21 protein-coding genes are annotated in these 26,249 nt (G+C 48.5%); 7 read left to right on the forward strand and 14 right to left on the reverse strand.

Annotated elements, in window-relative coordinates; genetic code table 11:
* The first annotated feature begins 8 nt into the window (after positions 1–8).
* Together FO446_RS27600 and FO446_RS27605 are read left to right on the forward strand one after the other, a co-directional pair.
* On the forward strand, positions 9–701 hold the full coding sequence (locus FO446_RS27600) for a response regulator transcription factor (protein WP_173610306.1): 693 nt from the start codon (positions 9–11) through the stop codon (positions 699–701).
* Positions 679–2,832 (forward strand): sensor histidine kinase, encoded by a 2,154-nt coding sequence (locus tag FO446_RS27605; RefSeq protein ID WP_237899608.1) that lies wholly within the window; start codon positions 679–681, stop codon positions 2,830–2,832. The genes FO446_RS27600 and FO446_RS27605 overlap by 23 nt, the downstream gene beginning before the upstream one ends.
* A gap of 65 nt (positions 2,833–2,897) precedes the next feature.
* Here FO446_RS27605 and FO446_RS27610 read toward each other — a convergent pair whose 3' ends face one another.
* The 8 genes from FO446_RS27610 to FO446_RS27645 form a co-directional block, all read right to left on the reverse strand.
* A complete protein-coding gene (locus FO446_RS27610; protein WP_048035997.1) occupies positions 2,898–3,161 on the reverse strand; it encodes an HPr family phosphocarrier protein in 264 nt (87 codons plus the stop codon).
* 28 nt (positions 3,162–3,189) lie between these two features.
* Complete coding sequence (locus FO446_RS27615) at positions 3,190–4,029, reverse strand: Cof-type HAD-IIB family hydrolase (protein ID WP_221867288.1); 840 nt, start codon at positions 4,027–4,029, stop codon at positions 3,190–3,192.
* 13 nt (positions 4,030–4,042) lie between these two features.
* Complete coding sequence (locus FO446_RS27620) at positions 4,043–5,365, reverse strand: 6-phospho-beta-glucosidase (RefSeq protein WP_106654938.1); 1,323 nt, start codon at positions 5,363–5,365, stop codon at positions 4,043–4,045.
* Entirely contained in the window at positions 5,362–5,688 is a 327-nt protein-coding gene (locus tag FO446_RS27625) for a PTS sugar transporter subunit IIA (protein WP_088909910.1), read from the reverse strand. The genes FO446_RS27620 and FO446_RS27625 overlap by 4 nt, the downstream gene beginning before the upstream one ends.
* 11 nt (positions 5,689–5,699) lie before the next feature.
* On the reverse strand, positions 5,700–6,446 hold the full coding sequence (gene chbG, locus FO446_RS27630; RefSeq protein WP_173610304.1) for a chitin disaccharide deacetylase: 747 nt from the start codon (positions 6,444–6,446) through the stop codon (positions 5,700–5,702).
* Positions 6,447–6,467: 21 nt separating this feature from the next.
* On the reverse strand, positions 6,468–7,817 hold the full coding sequence (gene celB, locus FO446_RS27635; protein WP_173610303.1) for a PTS cellobiose transporter subunit IIC: 1,350 nt from the start codon (positions 7,815–7,817) through the stop codon (positions 6,468–6,470).
* A 7-nt stretch (positions 7,818–7,824) separates the two neighbouring features.
* Positions 7,825–8,127: a PTS sugar transporter subunit IIB gene (locus FO446_RS27640; protein ID WP_015893830.1), complete on the reverse strand. Its 303-nt coding sequence runs from the start codon at positions 8,125–8,127 to the stop codon at positions 7,825–7,827.
* 204 nt (positions 8,128–8,331) lie between these two features.
* Positions 8,332–11,010, reverse strand: a complete 2,679-nt coding sequence (locus tag FO446_RS27645) for a sigma-54-dependent transcriptional regulator (protein ID WP_237899609.1) — start codon at positions 11,008–11,010, stop codon at positions 8,332–8,334.
* A 199-nt stretch (positions 11,011–11,209) separates the two neighbouring features.
* Between FO446_RS27645 and FO446_RS27650 the strand changes: the two genes are divergently transcribed.
* From FO446_RS27650 to lplT, 4 genes are all read left to right on the forward strand, one after another.
* Positions 11,210–12,589 (forward strand): sensor histidine kinase, encoded by a 1,380-nt coding sequence (locus tag FO446_RS27650; protein ID WP_237899610.1) that lies wholly within the window; start codon positions 11,210–11,212, stop codon positions 12,587–12,589.
* A 19-nt stretch (positions 12,590–12,608) separates the two neighbouring features.
* Positions 12,609–13,247, forward strand: a complete 639-nt coding sequence (locus FO446_RS27655) for a response regulator (RefSeq protein WP_016739593.1) — start codon at positions 12,609–12,611, stop codon at positions 13,245–13,247.
* A gap of 110 nt (positions 13,248–13,357) precedes the next feature.
* Positions 13,358–15,466 carry an AMP-binding protein gene (locus FO446_RS27660; RefSeq protein ID WP_232774291.1) on the forward strand — a complete coding sequence of 703 codons (2,109 nt, stop codon included), beginning with the start codon at positions 13,358–13,360 and terminating at the stop codon, positions 15,464–15,466.
* A 1-nt stretch (position 15,467) separates the two neighbouring features.
* Entirely contained in the window at positions 15,468–16,658 is a 1,191-nt protein-coding gene (gene lplT, locus FO446_RS27665; protein ID WP_173610299.1) for a lysophospholipid transporter LplT, read from the forward strand.
* Between the two features lie 69 nt (positions 16,659–16,727).
* On the opposite strand, the gene FO446_RS27670 is transcribed toward lplT, so the two are convergent.
* From FO446_RS27670 to FO446_RS27690, 5 genes are all read right to left on the reverse strand, one after another.
* Positions 16,728–18,716, reverse strand: coding sequence for a bifunctional metallophosphatase/5'-nucleotidase (locus tag FO446_RS27670; protein ID WP_232774292.1), 1,989 nt, complete (start codon positions 18,714–18,716; stop codon positions 16,728–16,730).
* 153 nt (positions 18,717–18,869) lie between these two features.
* Positions 18,870–20,645, reverse strand: a complete 1,776-nt coding sequence (recQ, locus tag FO446_RS27675; RefSeq protein ID WP_232774293.1) for a DNA helicase RecQ — start codon at positions 20,643–20,645, stop codon at positions 18,870–18,872.
* Positions 20,646–21,041: 396 nt separating this feature from the next.
* On the reverse strand, positions 21,042–21,587 hold the full coding sequence (locus FO446_RS27680; protein WP_232774294.1) for a VanZ family protein: 546 nt from the start codon (positions 21,585–21,587) through the stop codon (positions 21,042–21,044).
* A 169-nt stretch (positions 21,588–21,756) separates the two neighbouring features.
* Positions 21,757–22,866, reverse strand: a complete 1,110-nt coding sequence (locus tag FO446_RS27685) for a sensor histidine kinase (protein WP_237899611.1) — start codon at positions 22,864–22,866, stop codon at positions 21,757–21,759.
* Positions 22,856–23,545 carry a response regulator transcription factor gene (locus tag FO446_RS27690; protein WP_016739586.1) on the reverse strand — a complete coding sequence of 230 codons (690 nt, stop codon included), beginning with the start codon at positions 23,543–23,545 and terminating at the stop codon, positions 22,856–22,858. Before FO446_RS27690 ends, FO446_RS27685 begins: the two co-directional genes overlap by 11 nt.
* A gap of 164 nt (positions 23,546–23,709) precedes the next feature.
* Here FO446_RS27690 and FO446_RS27695 point away from each other — a divergent pair, with 164 nt between their 5' ends.
* Entirely contained in the window at positions 23,710–24,477 is a 768-nt protein-coding gene (locus tag FO446_RS27695; protein WP_173610293.1) for an SDR family oxidoreductase, read from the forward strand.
* 63 nt (positions 24,478–24,540) lie between these two features.
* On the opposite strand, the gene fumC is transcribed toward FO446_RS27695, so the two are convergent.
* On the reverse strand, positions 24,541–25,929 hold the full coding sequence (gene fumC / locus FO446_RS27700; protein ID WP_173610292.1) for a class II fumarate hydratase: 1,389 nt from the start codon (positions 25,927–25,929) through the stop codon (positions 24,541–24,543).
* Positions 25,930–26,249: the final 320 nt, after the last annotated feature.

Raw genomic sequence — 26,249 nt, forward strand, 5'->3', positions numbered from 1 at the left:
GACGAATCATGACCAAATATCAAGTCCTCGTAGTCGACGACGAGGCTGAAATCCGCGACGCAATCGAAATCTATCTCAAAAATGAATCCATGACCGTATTCAAGGCTAGCAATGGACTGGAAGCGTTGGAAATACTGGAGAATGAAGAAATCCAACTCATCCTGATGGACATCATGATGCCAAAAATGGACGGAATGACCGCCACCTTTCAAATTCGCCAGAAAAAAAACATCCCGATCATCATGCTGTCTGCCAAGTCAGAGGATACCGATAAAATTCTCGGGCTCAACATCGGTGCCGATGACTATGTGACGAAGCCTTTTAATCCCTTGGAGCTCATCGCCAGGGTCAAATCTCAGTTAAGACGTTTTACCAATCTGGGAAGCGCTCAAATGACAGAGGATGAGATTCAGGTACGCGGCTTGACCTTGAACAAAAGCACAAAAAATGTAGCCATTGATGGCAACGAGGTCCGGCTGACTGCTACTGAGTACAAAATCTTGGAGCTGTTAATGGAAAACAAAGGCCGGGTGTTTTCAATCGAAGAAATTTATGAACGGGTCTGGAGAGAGCCTTATATGAACGCGGAAAACACAGTGGCTGTCCACGTGAGACGCATTCGGGAAAAAATAGAGATCAACCCGAAGGAACCTAAATATTTGAAGGTGGTATGGGGAATTGGATACAAAATCGAAAAATAAACGCTTTGCGGTACCCGTGCTACTTGTTTTGATCGTGAGTATTTCGCTCGCGCTCCTGACGATGGCCGACCTGTATCATAAACGCGAGAATCTCCAAGAGGATAATTACTTTCAAAGCTCAGGCTTCAATCGTGAATTAGAGACATTTGCCGAGCTGGTGAAAAAGGTTCATGTAGATTATGCAGACTTCACGCCAGGAAAGCTGGACGAGAAGACAGCGAATCAGCTCAAAAAAGAGCATGAGGAAACCCTCCGGTCGATTAAGGAAGATAACCATCTCTTAGATTCGATAAAACAGGCAAAAAGTGAGGGTGACAACGAGAGAGTCGCCCAATTAACCGAAGAATATTCACAACGCTTGCAAGAAGACATTGCTAAAGCAACGTCGTATTATCAGGAGCAGGTGAACAACAGAATCGCCGAAAGAGATACCGAGTACGAGGAACAAAAAAACAGCCTCACCTTGCGAAGCGGCTCCTTCAAATACTACGTCACCGATAAAAAGAACAACAAAGTTTACACCAATCTCGCGCAAGAACCTACAGATTGGGAACTGGCCCGATATGCGCGCTATACAATCAACCTCCCTAATACGAACGGGGATTTGGAAAGCATCAATCGCACTTATCAATTGAGTCAACTAAGCGGTATCTTTTATGTCCCAAAAGAACCAGACGGATATAGTCAGGTCCACGCAGATGCCCTTTACTATGATTCCATTCGGGAGCGGCTTATTGGCGAGTTTGTCTTGCTTACGGTTACTCTCCTTATCATTGCTTTTAGCTTTTTATACTTGCGAACAGGCAAACCGGCGGAAGTGCCGATTGTCACAAAAAGCATGGCTCTGTTCCGCCTTATCCCGCTGGATATTCGGATGGGTATGTTGTTCGTACTTGGAATTGCGTACTTCATTATGTTGGCGAACCTGCGCTTTTTCTTCTTGCCGATTGATGGTGAGCATATCTTTACCCTTGCGTTCGTATCCTTGTTCACCGCTTACCTGCTTTTACAATTGCTGGAGGCGCGGCTTATGTACAAAGAACCTGAGAGATTCTTGCAACAGTGGCAAAAGAGTATCTTCGCCAGACAACGTGTCCTTCTGAAAGAAAGCTACGCCAATCGTGGCATGTTCTTCAAAGTATCCACGTTGTTCATCCTGACTGTAATGTTTGGAATGAGTATCGGTTTCGGATTCGTCGCCCTAATCGAAAGGTCTGGTGGCTTACTGTTTTTCAGCTTTTTGTATGGCATGTTTTACATGATCGTGGTTTTCCCATACTCGCTTAGACGCTTGGGACTGATGAACCGCATCATGCAAGGTGCCTCCGAAATGGCTGGAGGCAATCTGAACACTACGATCCAGAAGGTAAAAAAAGGGAAGTTATCTGAACTCGCGCACTCTCTCAACAACATCACAAAGGGACTCAAGCACGCGATGGAAGAGCAGATGAAGAGCGAGCGCATGAAATCCGAATTGATCACCAATGTTTCTCATGATTTAAAAACACCGCTGACGTCAATTATCAACTACGTTACCCTGCTCAAGCAGGAAGATTTGACACCTGAGGAACGCAAGAGCTACGTCGATGTCTTGGATCGCAAAGCAGATCGACTGCGCGTCCTCATCGATGACCTGTTTGACGCAGCTAAAATGTCCAGCGGTGCGGTGGAACTGAATATCGAGCCAGTGAATGTAGCCTCCCTGCTCAACCAATCCATCGCAGAATTCAGTGATAAAATCGAACAATCGACGCTCACTTTCCGCGTAACGACGGAACAGCCGAAGATCATCGCACCTCTGGATGGCAAGAAAACATGGCGTGTATTCGAGAATCTGATCGGCAACGCCCTGAAGTATTCCATGCCGAATACACGTGTCCTGATCCATTTGGCAGAGACAGAGGACGAGGTTATCCTGACGTTCAAAAATGTCTCCGCCTACGAAATCGACTTTGACGCACAGGAACTGTTTGAACGGTTCAAGCGCGCTGATCAATCCCGTCATACCGAAGGCTCTGGCCTCGGCTTGGCTATCGCAAAAAGCATCGTAGAATTGCAAGGCGGCAGGCTGTCTATCGATATTGATGGCGATTACTTCAAAGTCACGGTCGTATTCCGCAAGCACGCGTAAAGATTCAATAGAAAAGCCAGTGCCCGATCGTCAGGCACTGGCTTTATTACGTGGTTTTCTCCCTGTTAGATGGCAAAGTTCCTTTCAAATAGGGACTCAATACTGGCAGCCACTTCTTGCTCATCGGCCCCCTCCACCTCAAACATAATTTCATCTCCGGTCTTTACCCCCAGAGCCATTACGCTGAGGATGCTTTTGCCATTTGCCTGCTTGTCATTGTAGATCATCTTGACCGACGAGCTGTATTGATTGAGCAGGTTCACCAAGACAGAAGCAGGGCGAGCATGGAGACCTCCACTCACGGCTACTTCCAGATTCATTCGGATCAATTTCACGCCTCCCTTCCTGTCTGAATGCTCACAGAAAAAACTTCCTGATGACTTCTGCCACCCCATCCTGATCGTTCGTTTCCGTGACATGCCGAGCCAGCTGTTTCAGATCATCAGGAGCATTGCCCATCGCCACACCCATTCCGGCGAATTGGAGCATCTCTGCATCATTGTAATTGTCGCCTACAGCAACGATCTCGTCAGGCTGAATCGCAAGCCTCTCACTCACTACCGCAAGACCACTTGCTTTGGAGATGCCCACAGGCAATATCTCTAAATTATTGGCACCCGATGCCGTCACGCGAACCCCTGAAAGCTCGGCTTTCTCCAGCTCTTGTCTTGCTGCCAACAGACGCTTCTCGTCGCCCGTGACGAATATTTTCGGAGCACACACTTCATGTTTTCGAACGTATCCGGCTATCAACCGCGAAGCCTGGATTTTGAGCGGGTATTGATTTTTCCACAGCTGGCGCAGTGTCCAGGCATTTAACAGCGGAAACAAGTCCGTCCACTTCCACGTGCGATTCGTGACAGCATAAGCCTCGTGCAGCAACATGACATCCAAGCCGTGCGATACGATTATGTCTGTAATCCTCGCCGCCATCTCATACGGAATGCGCTGTACATACAGCACCTGATCTGTCTTGGGATCTGCGACGTATGCGCCATCATGGGAAACAAGTGGTGCGCTGATCTGGAACTGCTCCGCCAACGATTTTGCCGATGGGTATGCCCTGCCGGTTGCCAGTGTGACGTGGACGCCTTGCTTCACTAACCGGGTAATGGCCCGCTCTGTTACTTTGGATAAGCTGTGGTTCGACATCAAAATCGTTCCGTCCACATCCAGGGCGAGGAGTTTGTATTTCACGCGAGTCCCATCCTTATGTGACGGGCTTGAAAAACTGGGGCAGATGCTCCTTGTGCGCCTCCAGCATCTCATCGAGTATTTTTTTGGCGATCACATCAGACGGCACCAGCGGGTTAATATTCATCGCCAATAGCGCCTTATGGTAATCACCCGTTACAGCTGCCTCAGCTGCGACTCGCTCAAACGATTTGATTTGCTGTACGAGTCCACGCACGGGAACAGGCAAATCACCTACCGCCAAAGGAATCGGTCCTTCTCTTGTAATGACGCAGTTCACCTCGACTGCCGAATCATCCGGAATGCTGGCAATCGCTCCATTGTTGCGAACATTTACCGTCTGGATATCGCGCTTGTCGTTGTAAATGGAGTAAATCAGATTGCAAGCTGCCTCGCTGTAATAGGCCCCGCCGCGTTTCTCCAACTGCGGAGGCTTGATATCCAAGTCTGGATCTTCGTAGAGCGCAAACAGCTCCGCTTCCACCTGCTTGACCACTTCAGCCCGCGTCCCCTTCTGCTCCGCTTCTTCCAACTCATGCTCAAGCATCGTGCGCGTCTGGTAGTAGTAACGATGATACGGGCACGGGAGAATCCCCAGTGCTTTGATAAAATCCTTATCCCAACCAAGGTCCAAAATATTTTGCATTGTAATACCCGATTGGTCGCCCGTGATTTTATCGATTACCTGGGAAATGACGTTTTCCCCATCCAAGTACACACCCAGTCCGAAGATCATATGGTTCAAACCGGCAAAATCAATATGAACCCGTGATTGCTCGACGCCTAAAACAGTGGCAACACCCATTTTCATCCCGATGGGAACATTACACAGTCCAATGACCTTTTTGCGGTTGGTATACCGCAGCACTGCCTCTGTGACCATACCAGCCGGATTCGTGAAGTTAATCAGCCAAGCATCTGGACATAGCTCTTCCATGTCACGACAAATGTCCATAATGACCGGAATGGTACGCAGGCCTTTGAACAAGCCGCCAGGTCCATTCGTTTCCTGACCGATCACCCCGTATTTCAAAGGAATCCGCTCATCCTTGATTCGCGCATCCAAGAGACCCACGCGCATTTGCGTCGTAACAAAATCTGCACCCGCGAGTGCTTTTCGCCGATCCATCGTCAAATGGATCTCGATAGGCACCCCTGCCTTCTCTACCATCCTTTTTGCCAGGGCGCCTACTGTTTGCAGCTTTTTCTCGCCCTCTGGAATGTCCACCAGCCACAGCTCTCGGACAGGCAACTCATCGTAGCGCTTGATGAAGCCTTCCACCAGCTCAGGTGTATAGCTAGACCCTCCACCGATCGTCACAATTTTGATTCCGCTCATACTCCTGCCTCCTTGCCTGCATGGATTTGGCTGTACAGCTCGACAAACTCCGTCGCCAAATCTTTGACTGTAATTGCGTTCATCAAATGATCCTGGGCGTGAATCAAGAGCATGCTAATCTCAGTCTTTTCGCCCGCTATCTCCTTCTGGATAAGTGCCGTTTGATTTTGGTGTGCACGCCCGAGCTCTTCTCCTGCACGCTTCAATGCGTCCTCCGCACCTGACAAGTCTCTATTTTTAGCCAGAGCGATCGCTTCCATTGCCAGACTCCGCGCATTTCCTCCGTGAAGTATTAGTTGAAAAATAACGTCTGTATGGTCCATCCTATCTCCACCTATCCAAGTTCGCTAAAAGTCACGAGCTGTATTTTTTGATCACGAATGTATTGCTTTAACTCTGCTGCTGTTAAGATTTTTAATTCTGTGGTTCGTTGCTTTGCGTATGAACTGCCTGTCAGTACCGCTTCGTCCAAATAAGCAGGGTGCGTCATGATCTCCACTACAGGATAATCTGACATATCCTCTATGATCTTGACGAAGGTTTGTACGGTTAGGTCGTCTCCATAAAAATGATGAGAAAAGCCTTCTGTCGTCAAAACACCCGACTGGTCTCGCTGCTCCTGTGACCCGGACATCCACGGATAGCGAACTGGCACTCGATATTCCTCTGCCAGCTTCAGAACAATCGGCAAAACGGCTGGATGTGCATGTACATGGTGGTGGCTGTCGATATGGGTCAGCTTGAGCCCCGACGCCATGAACCTCTCCAATTGAGTCCGCAGCTCCCGCTCGATCTCATCCGGTGCAGCAGAAATCAAATGATCTTGCCCGCGTCGAAAACGCCCCTCTCCATCCGTTAGCGATGGTACATCCTGACTGACTGGCGATCCGCATGTGAGCACCAGATGAATGCCTACTCCGAGCGTTGGATGTTCTTTGGCCAGCCCTACAGCGTGCTCGAACCCCTCCATATTGACCATCAAGGTCGCAGAAGTAACGACTCCATCCCGATGCGCTTCGACGATGCCCAGATTGACGCCTTTGGAATACCCAAAATCGTCTGCATTCACAATCAATTTCATAGATAGCCTCTCCTCTAGCGATTACATAGTCACAGCTGTATCGGAAGCAGTACCAGCTTTTTCTTCAACTACCTTTTGTTTATCCCACAAACGGAAGAACGGATAGTAGATCGCGAGCGAGATGAGGAAGTTCACCGCTTGAAGAACCATCCCCGATACTTTTCCGCCTGTAGCCAAATATCCGCTGACAAATAATGGTGTCGTCCACGGAACAGATACCCCGCTTGGCTTTGCTACCCATCCCAGCGACATCGCAAAATAGCTGATAATGACCAATATGACAGGGGTAATCACAAATGGAATAATCAAGAGCGGGTTCATGACAATCGGCATCCCGAAGATGACCGGTTCATTGATGTTAAACAAACCAGGCCCAATCGATAGTCTGCCGATGTTTTTCATCTGCTTGCTTCGCGCCATAAATACCATCAGGACAACGAGAGCCAAAGTGGCACCTGATCCCCCTGCATAGATCCACATGTCAAAAAATTGCGTGGTGACCACGTTCGGCAATTCACCGTTCGGATTTGCCTGAAACGCCGCTCTGTTCTGGTCCATCAGTGTTAGCCAGATGGGACTCATAATGCCACCGACTATCGCCGCACCATGCAAACCAACAGCCCAGAGAATATGAATGAGCAACACACAGATGATGGCGCCAATCAAGCTGCTGCCGACCACACTCAATGGTCCGACAAGAAGATCTTTTACAATATTATGAATACTCTCAAAAGAGGTGTTTTCTAGCAGAATCCGAATCAGCCAGACAACGATAAGCACAGCACCCGCAGGGATCAATGCCACAAAAGAGCGGGAAACAGCAGGGGGAACGCCGGGTGGCATGGAGATGACGATTTTCATTTGGATGATTTTGCGATAAATCTCGGTTCCTAAAATCGCCAATATCATGGCTACAAACAATCCCTGACTACCCATCAGCGTAACGGGAATGACTCCGCCTACCTCTTGGGCTGCACTCACTCCCTCAGGGGTGAACATTACTTTATACGGAGTAGCGAGCAAGAAGGAAGCAACAGAGATCGCTCCAGCCGACAGCGGATCGACCTTGTATTTCTCTGCTAGTCGGTAGGCGACGCCAAAACTCACAATTAACCCCATGATGTCAAAAGTAGCGCCTACTGGATACAGTAGCTTCGTCCGCCATTTTTCGCCGAAAATACCGCCCATGAATTCGTCATAACCAGGTATCGGTATGAAGCCAATGATGAGGAACAGTGAACCAATGATCAACAAAGGCAAAGTAAGGATAATTCCGTCACGAATGGCCTGCAGATGCTTTTGTTCCGCCATTTTTCCTGCGATCGGCATCATGCGGTTTTCCATAAATGAAACAAATCCGCCCACACGCATCCCCCTCCTACTGTTTTAGACGAAGTGCAAACTCAAGCACGTTTTTCCCGTTCAACGTTCCGTAATCGACCGTGCTGATTACGTCTACAGGAATTCCTCTGGATGCCCCTTCTTTTTTCATCTCTGTCAGCTTGTAACGAACTTGTGGCCCCAACAAGAGTACTGCTGCTTGATCGATATGATTCTTCACTTCATCTGCAGAAACTGCCCATATTTTAGCGTCCAACCCTTTTTCTCTGGCAGCCTCCTCCATTTTTTGAACCAGCAAGCTTGTCGACATACCCGCTGCGCAACACAATAAAATATTCATTGTACCCCCTCCTCTCAACGAGTGATGCCTTACTGTAACAGCAAGTTGCGTGCCAAAACACCAAAAAATGTATGCGCTTACTGAGAAAACCGCATGGTTAGTCATATTTCGCGACCTCATCGCCTGCCATCCCCATTAGTGTTTTTATGTAAGCGCTGTAGTGTTTGATTTTGAATAAGGAATAGTCAAAAAATAAAACACTGGTTAGGCCAGTGTTTTATTGTGTATGAAGAAATTCATGATAAAACAAACGTCGTCTTCGCTGATCACTACCTCATATTTGTCTTCCAGCGGCAATAATTCATGGCGGATTAAGCTGTACAGCTTGCGATTCTCCTGCAAAAAACTTTCTTTTTGAATATACGCCACGGATTGCGCACCTGCTTTCAGACGATCTACCAAGCAGCAGATATGCAAGTAGGCCCCAATTCGCGTGTCAAAAACCAAATAATTGTTCAATCGCTCCTCCATACGGCCGACACACATCCTCACGTCTGCGAGAATATCTTGACCGTCTACCATTTGCAGATGCTCCCCCAGCGACTCTTGCATCTTCAGGTAGGCCTCTTCCAGATCGATCACTTGCTGGATATCAGACATCGCTTCTCCGTTCAAAACATCGTCCATGCTATGGTGGCGCAATTCGCGGTCGAGAATGTAATTGCTCACCACGAACAGAATTTTTCTCTCTTCCTTGATTTTTCGAAGCTGACTGCGTGCCTGTGCCTTATCGATCAGTTGCAGCGGCACAAATTCCAGAAGGCTATCATCGTACCTGAGCCTCGATTCCAGCAGCTTTTTCAAAAACAAGGCACTGCCTTCGCCAGACAGGCAGGCAGCGACAATCGTTAGCGCTGGAACATGCTTTTGCACCTGTTCTTTCGGCTGCTCCTCCCGTTGGTAGAGCGACATGCCCACGACATCTCGGTAAACATCCTCCAGCGAATGACCGAGCATGGCCTTTCGAGTGGCTTCAATCACATGCGGCGTACTGACCATCGGAATGACCTTGACCGGAATGCCGATCTCCCGCTCGATAATTTCGCCAAAGCCGAGCAGCGATCCCATATCCACGAGCAACAGCAGTCCAGCCTTGCTCCCGATCTCTCTGGCTACTTTCATTGCTTTTTCCAAAACACTCATGGAATCTTCTTCAAGCGGCAGGTCAATGGCTCTCGCATATTGTGTGACTAGCAATCGGTTCGTCACATCGACCATCGCTGTCGCACCGCCGCTTCCGTGCGTAATCACAAGCACTCCGATTGTTTCCCGTTCTTCCTCCATGCTGACATCGTCGAGCACGAAAAACATGGTCAAATATCCAGCCTCACCAATCGGCAGATCCATGAGTATCGCTTCTTCTATCATGCGAACGCACTCTAGCGCCACTGCAAACTCTTTCTTGTATTTGATTCGCACATGGTTGATTTGCGGATTCACGATTTGCTTGCCTTGCGCGAGCCGCTCCTTCGATGTCTGAATATGCAGCGCGAGACCAAAGATTACCTTCTGGCTCAAAATCTTCTCCAGCTTGGCCTCTGCGAAGCGAACGATCTCTTCCACGAGGTGAATGATGAACGGGTCGATAATTCGGGCCATGTCGCCCTTATTTACGCGTTGATGGACGCCTTTGATAAAGGTCGTAAAATAATTCTCGATGTCAAACTCCAATTCTTCTTCACTCACACCGAGGTTTTGCAGCTCATATATTTTTTGCTCGATTTTTTCATAGACACTGTCCGTCGTATCCTCTGTTTCTCGTCCGATCCAGATGCCCTCTTTTGATGGCTGCACGACAAAGCAATTGTGCTCCGTCCCAATGATTTCATCGAGCTCCTGCTTGTAATCCTTCACCAAAAGCAGCCCTTGCTTGACATGATGCGGCAGGTCCTGAACCGACACGTGTAGCTGATTCTTTTTTAACGAAATGAATTCGGCATAGGCGCTGGCGCAGGTGAGTTGAATATCCGTTTTTAACTGTCCAATGTTATTCGGGCAGTGATAGCACAAGAATGCCTGCACAGCATTGGCCGATATCTGAATCTCTCTCCCCAACCGAAAAGCCTCTTCTTGAAAAATTTCCATCGTAATACTGAAGCGCTCTTCCAAGCCACGCTCAACCAAAGATGGCAGCTTGATGACCATGGGAATGCGCCTCATGAACGTCTTTAAGAGACTCGACTCCGGATTTTCTGTCGTGGCCATGACAATCTGGACGTGAGCCGTCCGCTCCATCTCTGTTTCCCCTACGCGGCGGTATATACCCTTATCCATAAAGGTAAAAAAGATTTCCTGTCCTTCCGCCGGCAGCCGATGCACCTCATCGAGAAAGAGAATGCCGCCGTCTGCCTTTTCCACGAGTCCTTTGCGGTCCATCTCCGCTCCGGTGTACGCCCCTTTTTTGACTCCGAACAATTGACTGATTAAGAGCTGCGGGTTGTTGGCATAATCGGCACAGTTAAAAATCACGAAAGGAGCATGCTTATCCAGGCGTCCAATATCCACGGCAAACTCGTGAATCATCCCAGCAAACCACGATTTTCCTACGCCTGTTTCCCCCAAAATCAAGCAATGCATCCCTCGCGGCGGATACAAAACGGCCGCCTTTGCCTGCTCAATACGCGTGATCAGGCTCTTGTTGGTCTTCGCCAGCCTGTCCAGCGACGTCTCCGCCAAATAGAGCGAATCGTTTCCTTGCTTGGCAAAAAACAGCGTCGGACGCCCTTCTTCCTTCCCGATTCGACCTTCCTTCCACAAACGGTTCAAATCGCTGCTCACATTCGCTCGACTCAAACCAAGCCGCTCAGCCAAATCTGAAGCGCTTACTTTTTTATCGGGACCAGCGTCTACTAACGTCTGGAATATTAAATCTAATCGTTTCACTCTATCACCCGCCGTTGAATAGATAGAAAGTCACGAAATGCACAACCAGTCCTTCTCAATTCCACGAATATTTGGAAAAACCTGCTTGCTGCTTTTTCCCCCTTCTCCCGTTTTTGTCCCCGATGATTTATTTTTCCGTTTCCTTTCCCTGGTGTACGATATAATAGATAAATAATGATTGACAGGAGATAGCAAATCCATGATGGTTTTCATCGTGTTTACCATATGGGCATTAGGTCTGTTTGTGCTGTTCACAGACCCGAAACGAACGTCGATCCGCTGGGCTTGTGCAACTGCCTTTGTTGGGGCTGGGGGCTTTATCTCAGGCGCGATTGACGAGACGATCATGCCCCATTTTGCAGATTACCTGGCCGCAAAGCCCGGGACCACGAACACCCTGATATTAGTAAGCCGCATCTCTTCTTTTGTTTGCCAAGCGGGCTTGCCCTATACGTTTCTCATGTTTTCCGTGCACTCAACTGAATTCTTGTCTCGCAGAATAAAGCTGACGATACAATATGCTGCTCTCATCCTGCCGCTTGGGATGCTTTGGATTACACCCGTTTATCCCGAACTGCTTTTTAACTACTGGATTATGGTGGCATGGGTGATTCCGTTTTTTCTGTTCTCCTGTACGTTGCTTGTCGTACAGTACATGCGAGAAAAAGATCCACTCGTGAAAAAGAACAGCTTTTTCACGAACGTACTCATCATCGTTCCGTTGTTTTTCGTCTTTATTTTCATCTATATCATGCGCACTCAGAACGATTACGAAGCTTGGCGCTACAACATTGGCGTGGTCACGATCCAGTTTATCCTGATCGTTGCCATCAGTTTGAAATATGGCTTCCTTGGCGTCCGTCTCCGCGTGGAGAAAAGACGTCTGGACAGTACCTTGCGTGCCTTGACTTCCGGTGCGCAAATCATTAACCATACGATCAAAAATGAAGCAGGCAAAATCTCGCTGTATGCCGACCGTATCGAGACATATGCGGATGAAACCAACCAGCCATCGCTAAAAGAAGATGCGCTTGTCCTGATGCAATCCTCGCAGCATATGCTGGACATGATGAATCGGATTCAAAACCAACTGAGGGACGTCGAGTTGCGAGAAGAACCATGTGACCCCAGCCAAATCATTGGGCAAGTCACACAAAATCTGACGCCCTATATCCTGAAACAACAGGTAGAAGTCGTTAGTGAATTGGACGAAACACTTCGCTTGCATGGCGATGGCGTACAACTGCGCGAAGTCATCACCAACTTGTGCATGAATGCGCTGGAAGCCATGAAGTCGGGCGGCAAGCTCCATCTTCAGCTATTTTTGTCCCACAAGCATCTCATCATCACTGTCGCAGACACAGGCACAGGCATTACAAAAGAGAACCTGCCTCACGTGCTCGATCCTTTTTTCTCTACAAAAAGGACAGGGCAAAACTTTGGTCTTGGGCTCTCCTACTGCTACAATGTCATGCAAAAGCATCAGGGCCAACTGGAAATCTACAGTGAGCAAGGCAAAGGAACCACCGTTTTCCTGTTCTTCCCGAAAAAGCGCGTCATCACAACCTACTCTGAATAGCGAAAGGACGCAAACACACATGAATCCAATCAGGGTATTTTTAGTAGAAGACGATCCCGTCTGGCGCAAAGGCCTCATTGACTTCCTGAACAAAGAACCGGATCTCACTGTAATAGGGGAAGCAGGGTTCAAAGCAGAAGCAATCGAGCGCTTTTTGCCTGCCAAAGCGGATGTCGTCTTAATGGACATTAACTTGACCGAGAACAATTTGGACGGGATCGAGACGGCAATCGAATTCATGGCACTTCAAGCTGACAGCAAAATCATCATGCTCACCTCTCTGACAGACGAGGCAGTGATCGTGGAATCATTTTCCGCAGGTGCCGTCAACTACATCAGCAAATCGAGCTTCAAGGAAATTCCCGACGCCATCCGTGCTGCTCACAACAGCCAATCTGCCATTCACCCTACGGCGGCTGCGGCACTGCGCAACGAATTTTTGCGTTTGAAAAACGATGAAAACCAAAAGCTGTTATCTCCCGCAGAAAGAGACATCCTACAACTCATCCACCAAGGTCATACGCAGACGCAGATCGAACAATCTCTCCACATCACGAAGCGTACGATCAAAAATCACATCAACCGAATCCTTAAAAAAATGGGCGTCAAAACAAGCAAGGAAGCGGCCGCAAAAGCCAGCCAAAAAAAGCTATTCTAGGTCTTATTACCAGGTACCAATGAATGTTGGTACTTTTTTTACATGCTCCACTCTTTACAATGAAAGCTATAGAGCAACTCTCAATTATCCCTTGTAAAGGTGTGGTCCACATGGCCCTTATTTATTCTTTCTTAAAAACGATCCTGATGCTGTGGTTTCGTCCTCGTGTGCTTGGACTCTCCAAAATCGACTTGTCGAAACCATCTCTTATCACTCCCAATCACGTCTCCTTGCTAGATGCGGTACTCCTATCCTTTTGCTTGCCAAAAGAAGCGACCTTTGTCGTCAACACGGAGATCGCCAAGCGGTTTGCGTTTTTCCTCCGCTTCCGCAAGCATATCGCAATCGATCCGCTCAACCCGTACTCCATCCGCCACATGCTCCGCGTCCTTCGAAACGGGCAGACGCTGGTGATTTTTCCAGAAGGTCGGATTACGACGACGGGCGGCATCATGAAAATCTACAGCGGTGTCGGCTATCTCGCGCTCCGAACTGGTGTAACGGTTTACCCAATCATTATTAATGGCCTGGAACGTTCGATCTTCTCATATTTGAAAGGAAAGCTGAAGCTCTCCTGGTTCCCTGATGTGACCATGACAGTAGGCACTCCGTTCACCATCGAGCGCGATCCAAACCTGTCGATGCGCCAACAAAAAGCCACGGCCAATGATCGCATCCTACGTACTCTCCAAGAAGGCTTGTTCGAAAGCCGAATGAAGCAAAACGTGAATCTGTTCGATGAAGTTCTCGAAGCAGCTCGCCTGAATGGTGCAAAAATGGAAATCGCCAAGGACCTGACGTCCGCGATCGACTACAAGACCTTGTTAATCGGCAGCTACTTGCTCGGCAACAAATTGCAGCCGATGCTTTTGGGAAAACCGGTTGTCGGTGTTTTCCTTCCCAATTCAGTGGGTCATCTCGTAACGTTACTCTCGTTGTTCCGCATCGGCGTCACTCCAGCCATCCTGAACTTTTCACTCGGGATTCGTTCCCTGCTGGATTGCTGCGAGACTGCTCATATCGATACGATCCTGACATCGCGTGTATTCATTGAAAAAGGAAAGCTGGAGCACATCATCGCAGGTCTTTCACCGAGCATGAAAATTATTTATCTCGAGGATTTGAAAGCATCCGCGACTGCTTTTGATAAAGTGTCTGCACTGTTCTCTTATTTGCGGAAGAAAAAGGCTTCTGCGGCTAGCAACGAGCTGATCCTCTTTACCTCCGGCAGCGAGAGCAAGCCAAAAGGTGTCATCCTGACGCATACGAATCTGTACGCGAATATTCAACAAGTGACCAGTGTGATTGACATTACGAGTCGCGACAAGTTTTTCAATGCCCTGCCTATGTTCCACAGCTTCGGCCTTACTGCGGGAACACTCTTACCGGTAGTGAAAGGCATCCCGGTCTATCTGTATCCAAGTCCGTTGCATTACAAAGCGATTTCCGAATTAGTCTACGACCAAAACGCAACGATTCTCTTTGGAACCTCGACCTTTATGGCTGGTTACGGACGTATGGCCCATCCTTACAACTTCTACACCTTGCGCTACGTATTTGCAGGAGCGGAAAAGCTAAAGGATGATGTGCGCAAGCTGTGGATGGAAAAGTTCGGTGTGCGGATTTTTGAAGGCTATGGGGCAACGGAAACAGCTCCGATCCTGGCGCTCAACACCCCGCTGGCTAACAAACCGGGAACCGTCGGGCGCTTGATGCCAGGGATGTCCGCCAAGCTGGAACCAGTAGAAGGAATCGATGCTGGCGGAGAGCTTTTGGTGAAGGGTCCGAACGTCATGAAAGGTTATATGATTCACGGAAAAGGCTTTGTTCCCGCTGAGGAATGGTATCACACAGGTGATTTGGTTACTGCTGACAAGGACGGCTTTCTCAGTATTCAATCCCGCTTGAAGCGCTTCGCCAAAATCGGCGGCGAGATGGTTTCTCTCAATCTGGTTGAGGAACTGGCTATGCAATGCTTTGGACACTCCGGTTTTGCTGCGATCACAGTGAATGATGCGCGAAAAGGTGAGCGTGTCCTGCTATTTACCACAGATGAAACGGTTCAACTGAGCCAATTGCGCGCGTATTTGACGGAAAAGCAATTCTCGCCACTGCTCATTCCAGGTACGATGCAAGTCATCAAGGCTCTACCACTTCTCGGTAGTGGAAAAACGGATTACGTCAGCCTGAAACAACTGGCCGAAACGGGAGGAAAATGATGTGAACATACGATTAAAACCACTACAAGCCCTGTACTTCACTCAATTTCTATCGGCCTTTGCCGACAACATGATTTTGTTTGTCATCGCGAATCTGCTGCGGGAGAACGGTTTTTCTCCCGCGATGCTTGCACTCGTATCGATTTCATTCTTTCTCCCTTACGTTTTTCTCGCTCCACTGGTTGGGCCTTTTGCCGACAAGCACGCCAAGTCTATCGTGCTGGTGATCGGCAACCTGATTAAAGCACTTGGTGTCGTCTTGCTGTTTTTCATTGACCAGTCGAGCATCATCATGCTGATGTTGTGTTACTTCACAGTAGGAGTCGGAGCGGTCGTGTATTCTCCAGCCAAGTACGGCATTTTGCCGGAGCTGACTCGAAATGAAGATGAACTGTTTCATGCGAATGCACGTATCGAAGCCTATACGATCTTTGCGATTTTGACAGGAATCGGTGGTGGTGGAGCCATCGCAAACATGACGGCACCGCTTATCTCGTCTGGAATTTGTCTGCTGATCTATCTGCTGTCGCTCGGTATGACTTTCTTCGTTCCACGCATGAGAGGGAATGCATCCATTCGCTATGGGGCAGAAGCACGACGCTTTTTCATCGACTTCCAGCACCTGATGAATCGTCCGGAAACGAGCTTTGCCCTGATTGGAACCGGAGCATTCTGGATGTCCTCCGCTGTCCTGCGCGTGGCTGTTCTGGCTTGGATTCCCCTCGCGCTTGGGATTAACCCGGAGAGCTTCTCTGTGTCACTGATTCTCGCAACGACATCCATCGGAATTATCGCGGGAGCTTTTCTCGCTCCCAAACTCATTCCTTTGACTCATTTCACTCGATCGCTGACATACGGATTCGGAATGTTTCTCATCATCGTGCTATTTCCCTGGACGAATATCACCTTTGTTGCCATCAGTCTATTGCTTCTCGTCGGGTTTATGGGCGGCGTGTTCATTATCCCGATGAATACCGTTTTGCAGGATGAAGGCAAACGGATGGTCGGTTCCGGGAAAACGATTGCGATTCAGAATTTCATCGAGAATCTGCTGATGGCCGTAGGCTCCGGCATTTACTACCTGATCACCTATATCGGTATCTCCATCTCCGGTGCGATTGTTGGTCAAGGGCTGCTGTTGCTTGGGTTCCTGTTGTACCTGGTGAAGTACCGCCGACGTATCTTGCGTTGAAAGATTGGCATCGTCGAAAAAGAAAAAGCCGTGACTACTAGCGTCACGGCTTTTTTGCGTTTATCTATGCTATTTCTTTTGCTGCGTATTGGTTGTCGGTGTACCCGATTTCTCCGCAGCCTTTCTCGCTTCGTTCAGTTGATGATAAAATTCACCTTTTGTTTTGACTGTCGGGAACTTCGCTGCATTGATTTTTGCTTTTGCAGTCAGCTCGGTGATTTCTTCTTTGGTTATCGCGTCCTTGATGTTGATGGAAGCGATATTGGTGTATTTGCCATCTGCCGTTTTCGGAACGCTCAGAATGCCTGCATTGATTAGCTCTACTACATCCTTGCGTTCAGGTGCAGCGGTGTCCACGCCTGTAATCTTCCAGTTGTTTTGTACTTTTGGCTCGTAAACGCCTTTTTTCACTTCTTTTAGGTACGCAATAGCACGGTTGCGGATCGTACCACCTGTTTCACCGAACGCAGTATTGTCTTTGGAAGACCACAGTTGTTCGAACTTGCGTCCTTCCAACGCGCCACCTTTTGCCTGCAAAGCTTCCATCCGGTATGAGTTCATCCCGAGCTTCAAGGTATCTGTAGCCTTGATCGGTGTCTCATCGAGCTTGCGCAGGTTCGTGATGCGGCTGCCGTATGGCTTGGTCAGGTCGATCTCGTATTTCACGCCACCGAAGAAATCGTTGGTGCTGTATTTGGAAGCGCGGCGTTTTGGATCAAAGCTTACGGTCACGTCACCAGGACGCGTGGAATTGAAGTAGCCCACAGCCCATTCCATATAGTCCTTCAAGTCTTTTCCGGTTACTTTGTATACAGTAATTTCGCCACCCGCGTATTGGTAGTTGTAGGCGATATCCTTTTTCTTGATCGGACCGATATCCAGCTTGGCTTTGTCGTTGTCGATCTGGTGAGCAACCACGTCTGCTTTGCTATAGTAGAGCATCACTTCGTGGAAAAAGTCGGATAGTGGCGTCTCCTGAATTTGGACCGTCGGGATGCCCTCTATCTCGTTTTTCGCTACAAGGTTCATGCCTTTGAGCTCTGCTACGACGATGTTGGCATCTGCACGCGCGAACTCATGGAAAGGCTTGAGCTTGGTTTCCAGCGCTGCATCGGATACTGCTGGTGTGCCATCTGCGCCTTTTACAGGGACCGCAGTCGCTTCCTTGTCAGTCAGCACGAGCTTGCCGTCTTTCTTCTCGAAAGTCAGGTCAATGCGAGAGAGATGCGTACCGTATTTGTCCGGCTCTGTAATCAGGACGCCGTTGATCTCTTCCTTTTTCACGAGCTTGTGCATATGACCTGCAAAAATCGCAGTCAGTTCTGGAACAGCGTTCGCGATATCTGCTACGCCCGTACCCGGAATTCCGTTTTCATTCTCGATGCCCATGTGCATGAGACCGATCATGACGTCTACTTTGCCTTCCAGCTCTTTTACAGCTTTCTTGGTTTCTTCTACCGGATTTTTGATCACGAGGCCATCCAGATGATCGGTTCCTTTTTCGAAATCAGTAATCATCGGGGTGTTCATCCCAATGACGCCGATTTTTACACCGCCACGCTCAATGATCGTGTACGCAGGCAAGAAACGCTCGCCATTTTCCTTGTAAATGTTCCCTGCCAACACAGAGCCTTTGTATTGGCTGCTTACCTTGTCCAATACATCGAGTCCAAAATTAAATTCATGATTGCCGAAAGCCCATGCGTCATAGTTCATTTCGTTCATCGCGACCATGACAGGAGATTGCGGTTGGTCGTTGAAAAGCTCTGCCGAGTTGTCTTGGATCGAATCGCCTGCATCCAGCAACACGGTGTTTGGATTTTCTTTGCGAATCTCTTTAATCATCGTGAACAATTGCGTCATACTGCCATTTGGATTCGGGCCATCCAGCGCATAATCCCACGGCATGAATCGTCCGTGAATGTCAGATGTACCCAGCAACGTAATTTTGGTAGGTGTTTCTGCAGCCTTTACCGGTGCGGCGATCCCCATCATCGCACTGCCCAGCACCATGGATGTAAGTGCTACACTGAATAAGCCCTTCGCTAGTTTTTTCATGTTTTCCCCTCTGTCTCTCTTAATCTGTCAATGCCCTCGATGGTGTTGCTCTAATTGTCCTCCTGTTCTATTTTGTATGAAAATTCTGGGTTCCTATTTAACTATAGCAGGCATATGAAAGGAAAAATAGCAAAAAAAGCCGTGACATACATGTCACGACTTGATCGCTGCATAGTTCTGCAAACACTCCAGAAAGAGTTCTCCGTACTTCTCAAATTTCGCCTCGCCAACTCCTTTGATCTGGAGCATGGCCTGTTTGTCAGTCGGGCAAACACTGCTCATTTCCTTCAAGGTACTGTCTGGGAAAATCACGTACGGCGGTACTTTTTGTCGCGTCGAGATTTCCTTGCGCAATGCTCGCAGGTGCTCGAACAACTCGTCATCCTCTGTCAGCTGCACAGGGCGAATCGAGATTTTTTGCACAACGCGCTCTTCACCCCGCAGAACAGGCAATGCCCGCTCCCCTAGCTTTACGATTGGATATTGGCTCTCCGTGACTTGTAAATAGCCTTCAGCAATGAGGAGCTGGATCAAATCTGCGATTTCTTTTTCCTTGTATTCCTTCATCAATCCGTACGTAGGCAACTGGTCGAAGGAAAACTGGGTGACCTTTTTATTCTTGGAGCCTTTCAGTACCTGCGCGACGAGTGCGGCACCGAAGCGCTCTCTCATACGTTTGACGCAGGAGAAAATCTTCTGTGCTTCGAGCGTGATATCGGACAGCTCGGTCTCATCGGTGCAGTTCCCGCAACGTCCGCACGCGGCAGCATCAGTTTCACCGAAGTATTGCACGATGTTTTGCTGCAAGCAGCGCGGCGTCCGGCAATAGTCGATCATCGCGTACAGCTTTTTGTACTCCAGCTCCTTGCGCTCGTCCAGCAGTTGATTTTGCTCGATGAAAAACGTTTGGGTCTGGATATCCTGCGGCTGAAACAACAGAATACACTCACTTGGTTCCCCATCGCGTCCAGCACGGCCCGCTTCCTGGTAATACGCCTCCAGGTTTTTCGGCATGTTGTAATGAATAACGTAGCGCACATTGGACTTGTCGATGCCCATGCCAAAAGCGTTGGTTGCGATCATCGTCCGGACATCATCGAACAGGAATGCTTCCTGGTTGGCCGCACGTTCCTCTTCCGTCAGTCCTGCATGGTATTTGGTCACAGCAAAGCCACGCTTGTCCAAATCTGCATGCAAAGCGTCCACGTCTTTTCTCGTTGCCGCATAAATAATACCCGCCTGCTGCTTATTCGCCCGCAAGTACGCCTGGATGAATTCTCGACGGTTCTCCCCTTTGCGTACAGACAAGATGAGATTGTCTCTGCCAAACCCTGTGATAAATAGGCGCTCGTCCTGTAATTCTAGCTGTCGCTTGATGTCCTCGGTTACCTCCGGTGTCGCTGTTGCCGTCAAGGCTGCGACGAGCGGACGCTGTGGCAAGGATTGAAGAAAACGGGCAATTGCCAAATAGCTCGGACGGAAATCATGGCCCCACTGCGAGACGCAATGCGCTTCGTCTACTGCCACAAACGAGATCGGAACATCCTGAATCAGGTTTTGGAACGTTTCGGATTCCAAACGCTCTGGGGCGATATACAGCAGCTTGTACTCTCCACGGGCCGCCATACGGAGTCGATCGCGAACCTCGCTATAATCCAGTGAGCTGTTAATTTGGGTGGCGGGAATGCCCATGCTGACCAGTACGTCGACCTGATCCTTCATCAGCGAGATGAGTGGGGAGATCACGATGGTTACTCCTTCTTGGAGCATCGCGGGGACTTGATAGCAGATGGATTTCCCGCCGCCTGTTGGCATGATGCCTACTGTGTCATGTCCGGCCAACAGGCTCGTGATGATTTTCTTCTGGCCTTCTCGGAATGATTCGTAGCCAAAGTACTTTCGTAGAATCTCTTGCGCTTTATCTAACAAAGAGAATCACCTTCTCTTTCGACGGATTTTCAATGGGTTTCTACTAGTGTAAACATAGGGATTGGGACAAAACAAGGGGGGACCGCTGCGTTTGGGTCAACATGGTGGAGGGGAAGAAAAAGCACAGTTCTCTTCGACTCTGACACACCCGCAAGGGGGATTCACTGTCCGTCTCCACTTCAAAAAGGGGACCGTCGAGCCAAAGCCACCCTACGGGCGGACGTTTCTCAGGGAAGAAGTGTTCGACAAGCGTGGTCCCCTTTTTGAAGTTCCGACTGGGTAGGCGTTGTCAAGGTCTGCGAGCCCTGTGCTTTTTCTTCTCGCCAGCTTTTTTGTTCATCCACACCTTTTTTAATAATAAAGAAATAAGCACCACAGGGGTGCCTAATAAGTAGCCTAGGAAGAGACTGACAAGATGAATCGTTTTTTCTGTAGAAGCCAAATGAACAAGTAGATCACATACCCAATTATACCGCCCGCTGTATTCAATAGCAGGTCATCGACATCGAATGTTCCGACGTTCATTACGAGTTGTGTCAGTTCCACACCGAGGCTTAGCATCAGAGATAGCTGGATGACTCTGAATAGGGAGCCGGCTTTTTTCGGGAACAAGAGTGGCAGAAGGAAGCCAAATGGCATGAAGGCGATCACGTTGCCTACGAAGTTCACTGCACTGTGCCAGCTATGGTTATTTCGTATCAATTTGATATAGTTCTCGATTTCGTGAAAGGGCACCAAATTACTCTGATAGCGTAAGCGCTCCACAATCACAGAGGGATCTTTCCAAATGATTTTACACTGATCCACTAGCAAGCTGCTGTCCAAACTGCCGAATTTAAACAGCAGTACCTTCACGACGAGAAACAAGTAAAGGGCAAACACTGCATAACCTGCAATTACAAGCAGTTCTGTCGGTCTCTCCACTTTTTGCACGTTATCCATTGTCAAACCCTCTCTCCCCATCAGTTTTTTTGTCACTGTAAAACGATTGACATCTTCTTTTGCGCCCGTCACGACGGAAATGAGCCGCTTGTCATAACCTCATGCAGTCAGGATAGACTTTTCGTTTAAAATTAACGGAAACGAAAGGTAAAGAAAAAGTAAAGCTTTCTCAAATGCTTGAGATTGTACGTGGTAGCCAAACGGTAAAGGTCGTCCATTCATTTGTGCTTTCAACGGAAATGGTGCCTTGGTGCAGATCGATGATGCTTTTGGCGATAGCAAGACCAAGACCCGAGCCCCCTGTCTCTTTCGAACGTGAGCCCTCCACTCGAAAAAAGCGTTCAAACAAGCTCGATACATATTCAGCCGGGATCGGCGCTCCGTTATTGGCAACGGAAATCGCGACACCTTCTTCTTGCTGAAAAACGCGAATGATAATTTCTGTACCATCGTGTCCGTATTTCACTGCGTTTGAAATGAGGTTTTCCAAAACGCGAACGAGCTTGTCAGTATCTCCCGCCATTTCAATTTTTTGATCGGGCGTATCTACGATTAAACGAAGCCCCGCCTCATTCGCCACGAGCCGAAAGCCGACTGATACTTGCTCAACCAGCTCTACCAAGTCAAACTGCGTTCGCTTCAAATACGCTCCGCGATTGCGGACCTTCGTGTACTCAAACAAATCATTGACGAGCACGTTCATCTGTTTGGCCTTTTCGTAGGCGATATGAGCGTAGTGCTTGAGCTTCTCCTCGTCCTTTTGTTTGTTCTGTTCAATCAGCCCAAGGTAGCCAATGATGGAGGTCAACGGCGTTCGCAAATCGTGAGAAACGTTGGTGATCAGCTCATCCTTCGATTGTTCCAGCCGCCGCTCCTCCTCCATCGCATCCAAGGCGCTTTTGACCAGAGCATGGATGCTATCTACGACTTGGCCCAAGCTGCCGTTTGGACGAATAGAAATCTGGTGATGATAGTTGCCTTTTGCAATGAAATGCAGCTCGCTTATGATTTGTTCCATCTGCTTTTGTTCCAGGTACTTGCGGATACGAACGACCGACCACGCTGCAAACATACCGGTTGCCAACAAAATAATGGGGATTTTAAAAGAGTTGATATCGAAATTGACCCGCATCTTCCAGATGAACTCTCTGATTTCCGGGATGGTGTATAAATAGTTGTTGGCAAAAAAATCGGCCATTTGAAAAACAGCGTAGATGATCATGAGGCCGAGCAGCAAATCGAAAAGGATGCGAACGAAATCCTTGGCTCTAAGCTTCAATTTTATAGCCGACCCCCCAGACCGTCTGTATCACCTTCTCGCCATTGGTCGCCTTCTCCAGTTTTTCCCGCAAGTTGCTGATGTGAACCATTACCGTTTTGTAGGAAACGAAATTCTCCATTTTCCAGCAGCGGTCAAAAATTTCTTCCGAGCTGAATACCCGATTTGGATGACTTGCCAGAAGATGCAGGACAGAAAATTCCAATGCCGTCAGCTTGATCGGGGTGCCTTCTTTTGTCTGAACGAAGTGGCTTTGCTTGTCGATAATCAATGGCCCCGCCTCAATCACATGATCCTGTTTGCTTGCCTGCGTGTAGTTCGACCGTCGCAGGAGAGACTTGACCCGCGCAATTACTTCCAGCGGATTAAAAGGCTTCGCCACGTAATCGTCTGCACCCGTCATCAAGCCCAGGATTTTGTCCATATCATTCGTTTTGGCACTCGCCATCAGGATGGGGATAGTCGAGTTTTTTCGTATGCGCTTGGTAACTTCCAGCCCATCCAGATTGGGCATCATGACATCCAGAATGACGAGATCGATGGGCTTCTGCTCCAGCTTCTCCATCGCTTCCAAACCGTCAAAAGCCTTTTCGATCTCATACCCTTCATTGCTCAAATATATCGCCATCAGTTCTACAATCTCTTTGTCGTCATCTACAATCAAAATTCTCACGGACAAACACCTCCGAACTCATGCGTAGTAGATATAGATAGCATCACTATAACAAGAATTGTTAAAGAAAAGGTAAAGCAAGTAAGACTAACCGCCGAATGAGAGAGCAATATTTCAAACCTCCCCTTGTGTTATAACTAACTTGAATTTGAATCAAGGGAGATGAAACCATGAGTAATTTGAAAGGAAAAATTGCGTTGGTAACCGGAGCAAGCCGCGGGATTGGTCGTGGCATCGCATTACGTCTGGCACAGGACGGAGCATTCGTCGTCGTACACTATGGAAGAAGACAAGAAGAAGCAGAAGCAGTCGTACGTGAGATTGAACGCGCTGGAGGCCAGGCATTCGCAATCGGCACAGACTTGCGTACCCTTGACGGCATTCGTAATTTTTATGCGACATTGGACGAAGCACTGCAGAAGCGTACAGGAGATCATCGTTTTGACATTCTCGTCAATAACGCTGGGATCGGACAAATCTTAACGTTGGAAGAAGCTACCGAAGAATCGTTTGACGAGGTCATGAACATCAATGTCAAAGCACCATTTTTTATGATCCAACAAGCTTTGCCCCGTCTAAGAGAGGAAGGCCGTATCATCAATCTCTCATCCTTTGTGACTCGTGCAGCTTCCCCAAGTGTGTTCACTTACAGTATATCGAAAGGGGCTGTAAACACACTGACGCTAGCCTTGGCAAAGCAACTGGGGAGCCGTCAGATTACGGTAAACGCGATCCTTCCTGGCATTATTAACACCGAGATGAATGCTGGTACGTTGCAAAATAATCCGGATGGGCAGAAGTATGCCGCCGGACTTTCTACCTTCAACAGATGGGGAGAGCCTGATGATGTAGCGGATATTGCCGCTTTTCTGGCTTCCTCGGACAGCCGTTGGGTAACCGGGCAATTGATTGATGCAAGTGGCGGATCGCATCTGTAATTGTCTTCAAAAAAATAACCGATGGCCACTACACGGAACCATCGGTTTTGTTTATGAAGCCCCTTATTCTTTTGGATGAATCATTTGTTCAGGGCGCACAACTTGATCGAATTGCTCTTCGGTCAGCAGATTGCTCTTGATCGCCGCTTCCTTGAGTGTAATGCCTTCTTTGTGAGCCAGCTTCGCTACGGCTGCTGCATTTTCATAGCCGATATGCGGGTTCAGCGCCGTCACCAGCATCAGCGAGTTGTTCAGATTTTCTTTGATCACTGTCAGATCAGGCTCGATACCTACTGCGCAATTGTCGTTGAAGGACTTCATCACGTCTGCCAACAATCTTGCGGATTGCAGGAAATTGTAGATGATGACTGGCTTAAACACGTTCAGCTCGAAGTTCCCCTGACTTGCAGCAAAGCCAATCGCAGCATCGTTGCCCATCACTTGGCATACGACCATCGTCATCGCTTCGCTTTGGGTCGGATTCACCTTGCCTGGCATGATCGAGCTGCCTGGTTCGTTCGCCGGAATGATAAGTTCACCGATTCCGCAACGCGGGCCGCTCGCCAGCCATCTTACGTCATTGGCGATTTTCATCAGATCCGCTGCCAGTGCTTTGAGGGCACCATGTACATGAACGAGCTCGTCATGGCTGGTCAGCGCGTGGAACTTGTTTTCTGCGGTCACGAATTGGTGCTTGGTTTCCGCGCTGATTTCTGCAGCGACCATTTCACCAAAACGAGGATGAGCATTGATTCCTGTTCCTACCGCCGTACCGCCAATCGCCAGCTCACGCAGGTACTCGTTGCTCTCCTTGATCATTTTTTCGGATTTTTCCAGCATGCGTACCCAACCGCTGAATTCTTGGCCCAGTGTCAGTGGAGTCGCGTCCTGCAAATGCGTGCGACCGATTTTGATGATATCCATATAGGCTTCGCTTTTTTCTTTCAACGTTGCCTTTAACAGCTGGAGTGCAGGCAGTACTTGCTCCTCGATAGCGACCAGTCCAGCCATGTGCATCGCTGTCGGGAACGTATCATTAGAGCTTTGCGATTTATTCACATCATCGTTGGCATGGATGCGAGCCGAGCTGCCTTTCGCTTCGAGCAATTGGTTCGCGCGATGAGCAATGACTTCGTTGACGTTCATGTTGGATTGCGTGCCGCTGCCAGTTTGCCAGACAACGAGAGGAAAATGCTCATCCCATTTTCCTTGGATCACTTCATCTGCTGCCGCCACAATCGCTTCTGCCTTTTCATTGTCGAGCTTGCCCAGCTTTTGATTTGCCAGCGCAGCGCTTTTTTTCAGGATGGCAAACATGCGAATCAGTGGAAGTGGCATTTTTTCTTCGCCGATTTCAAAGTTTTGGAAGCTGCGTTGTGTTTGGGCGCCCCACAGCTTATCCGCCGGAACCTTGATTTCTCCAATCGTGTCCTTTTCAATTCTGAATTCCATCTCGCATCCTCCTCGTTATCAAGCGTTTCCTTATGTAAAAAAGGATAAGGCAGTTCTTCTTTACTAAAATGATAATGATTTTCATTCTTGTTAGCAAGGGATGAAGTGTTTTTTGGGGGAAAACTAAAAATATTGGGATCGGAGGAAGCCCTGCCACATGTCTTCCAGTCTCCTGTATCCTCTCTTCGTTCGGGCGGTCTCCTTCCAGACATGTGACAGTGCTTTCGTACAGCTTATGTGTAGTAGGAGCTTTTACAACGTTTGGTAAGTATTTCAGGAAGACTTTATGAGTTCACTCTCAAGAGTGGAAACAAAAGCTA

Source organism: Brevibacillus brevis, from assembly GCF_022026395.1.
Classification (GTDB): domain Bacteria; phylum Bacillota; class Bacilli; order Brevibacillales; family Brevibacillaceae; genus Brevibacillus.

Bases quoted from the DNA above. Each gene is read 5' to 3' on its own strand.
- celB (WP_173610303.1), bottom strand. From the start codon at position 7,817: ATGCGTGTGGGCGGATTTGTTTCATTTATGGAAAACCGCATGATGCCG.
- FO446_RS27650 (WP_237899610.1), top strand. From the start codon at position 11,210: ATGATGGTTTTCATCGTGTTTACCATATGGGCATTAGGTCTGTTTGTG.
- FO446_RS27640 (WP_015893830.1), bottom strand. From the start codon at position 8,127: ATGAATATTTTATTGTGTTGCGCAGCGGGTATGTCGACAAGCTTGCTG.
- chbG (WP_173610304.1), bottom strand. From the start codon at position 6,446: ATGAAATTGATTGTGAATGCAGACGATTTTGGGTATTCCAAAGGCGTC.
- FO446_RS27600 (WP_173610306.1), top strand. From the start codon at position 9: ATGACCAAATATCAAGTCCTCGTAGTCGACGACGAGGCTGAAATCCGC.
- FO446_RS27620 (WP_106654938.1), bottom strand. From the start codon at position 5,365: ATGAGCGGAATCAAAATTGTGACGATCGGTGGAGGGTCTAGCTATACA.
- FO446_RS27695 (WP_173610293.1), top strand. From the start codon at position 23,710: ATGAGTAATTTGAAAGGAAAAATTGCGTTGGTAACCGGAGCAAGCCGC.
- FO446_RS27670 (WP_232774292.1), bottom strand. From the start codon at position 18,716: ATGAAAAAACTAGCGAAGGGCTTATTCAGTGTAGCACTTACATCCATG.
- FO446_RS27660 (WP_232774291.1), top strand. From the start codon at position 13,358: ATGGCCCTTATTTATTCTTTCTTAAAAACGATCCTGATGCTGTGGTTT.
- FO446_RS27625 (WP_088909910.1), bottom strand. From the start codon at position 5,688: ATGGACCATACAGACGTTATTTTTCAACTAATACTTCACGGAGGAAAT.
- FO446_RS27680 (WP_232774294.1), bottom strand. From the start codon at position 21,587: ATGGATAACGTGCAAAAAGTGGAGAGACCGACAGAACTGCTTGTAATT.
- FO446_RS27655 (WP_016739593.1), top strand. From the start codon at position 12,609: ATGAATCCAATCAGGGTATTTTTAGTAGAAGACGATCCCGTCTGGCGC.
- fumC (WP_173610292.1), bottom strand. From the start codon at position 25,929: ATGGAATTCAGAATTGAAAAGGACACGATTGGAGAAATCAAGGTTCCG.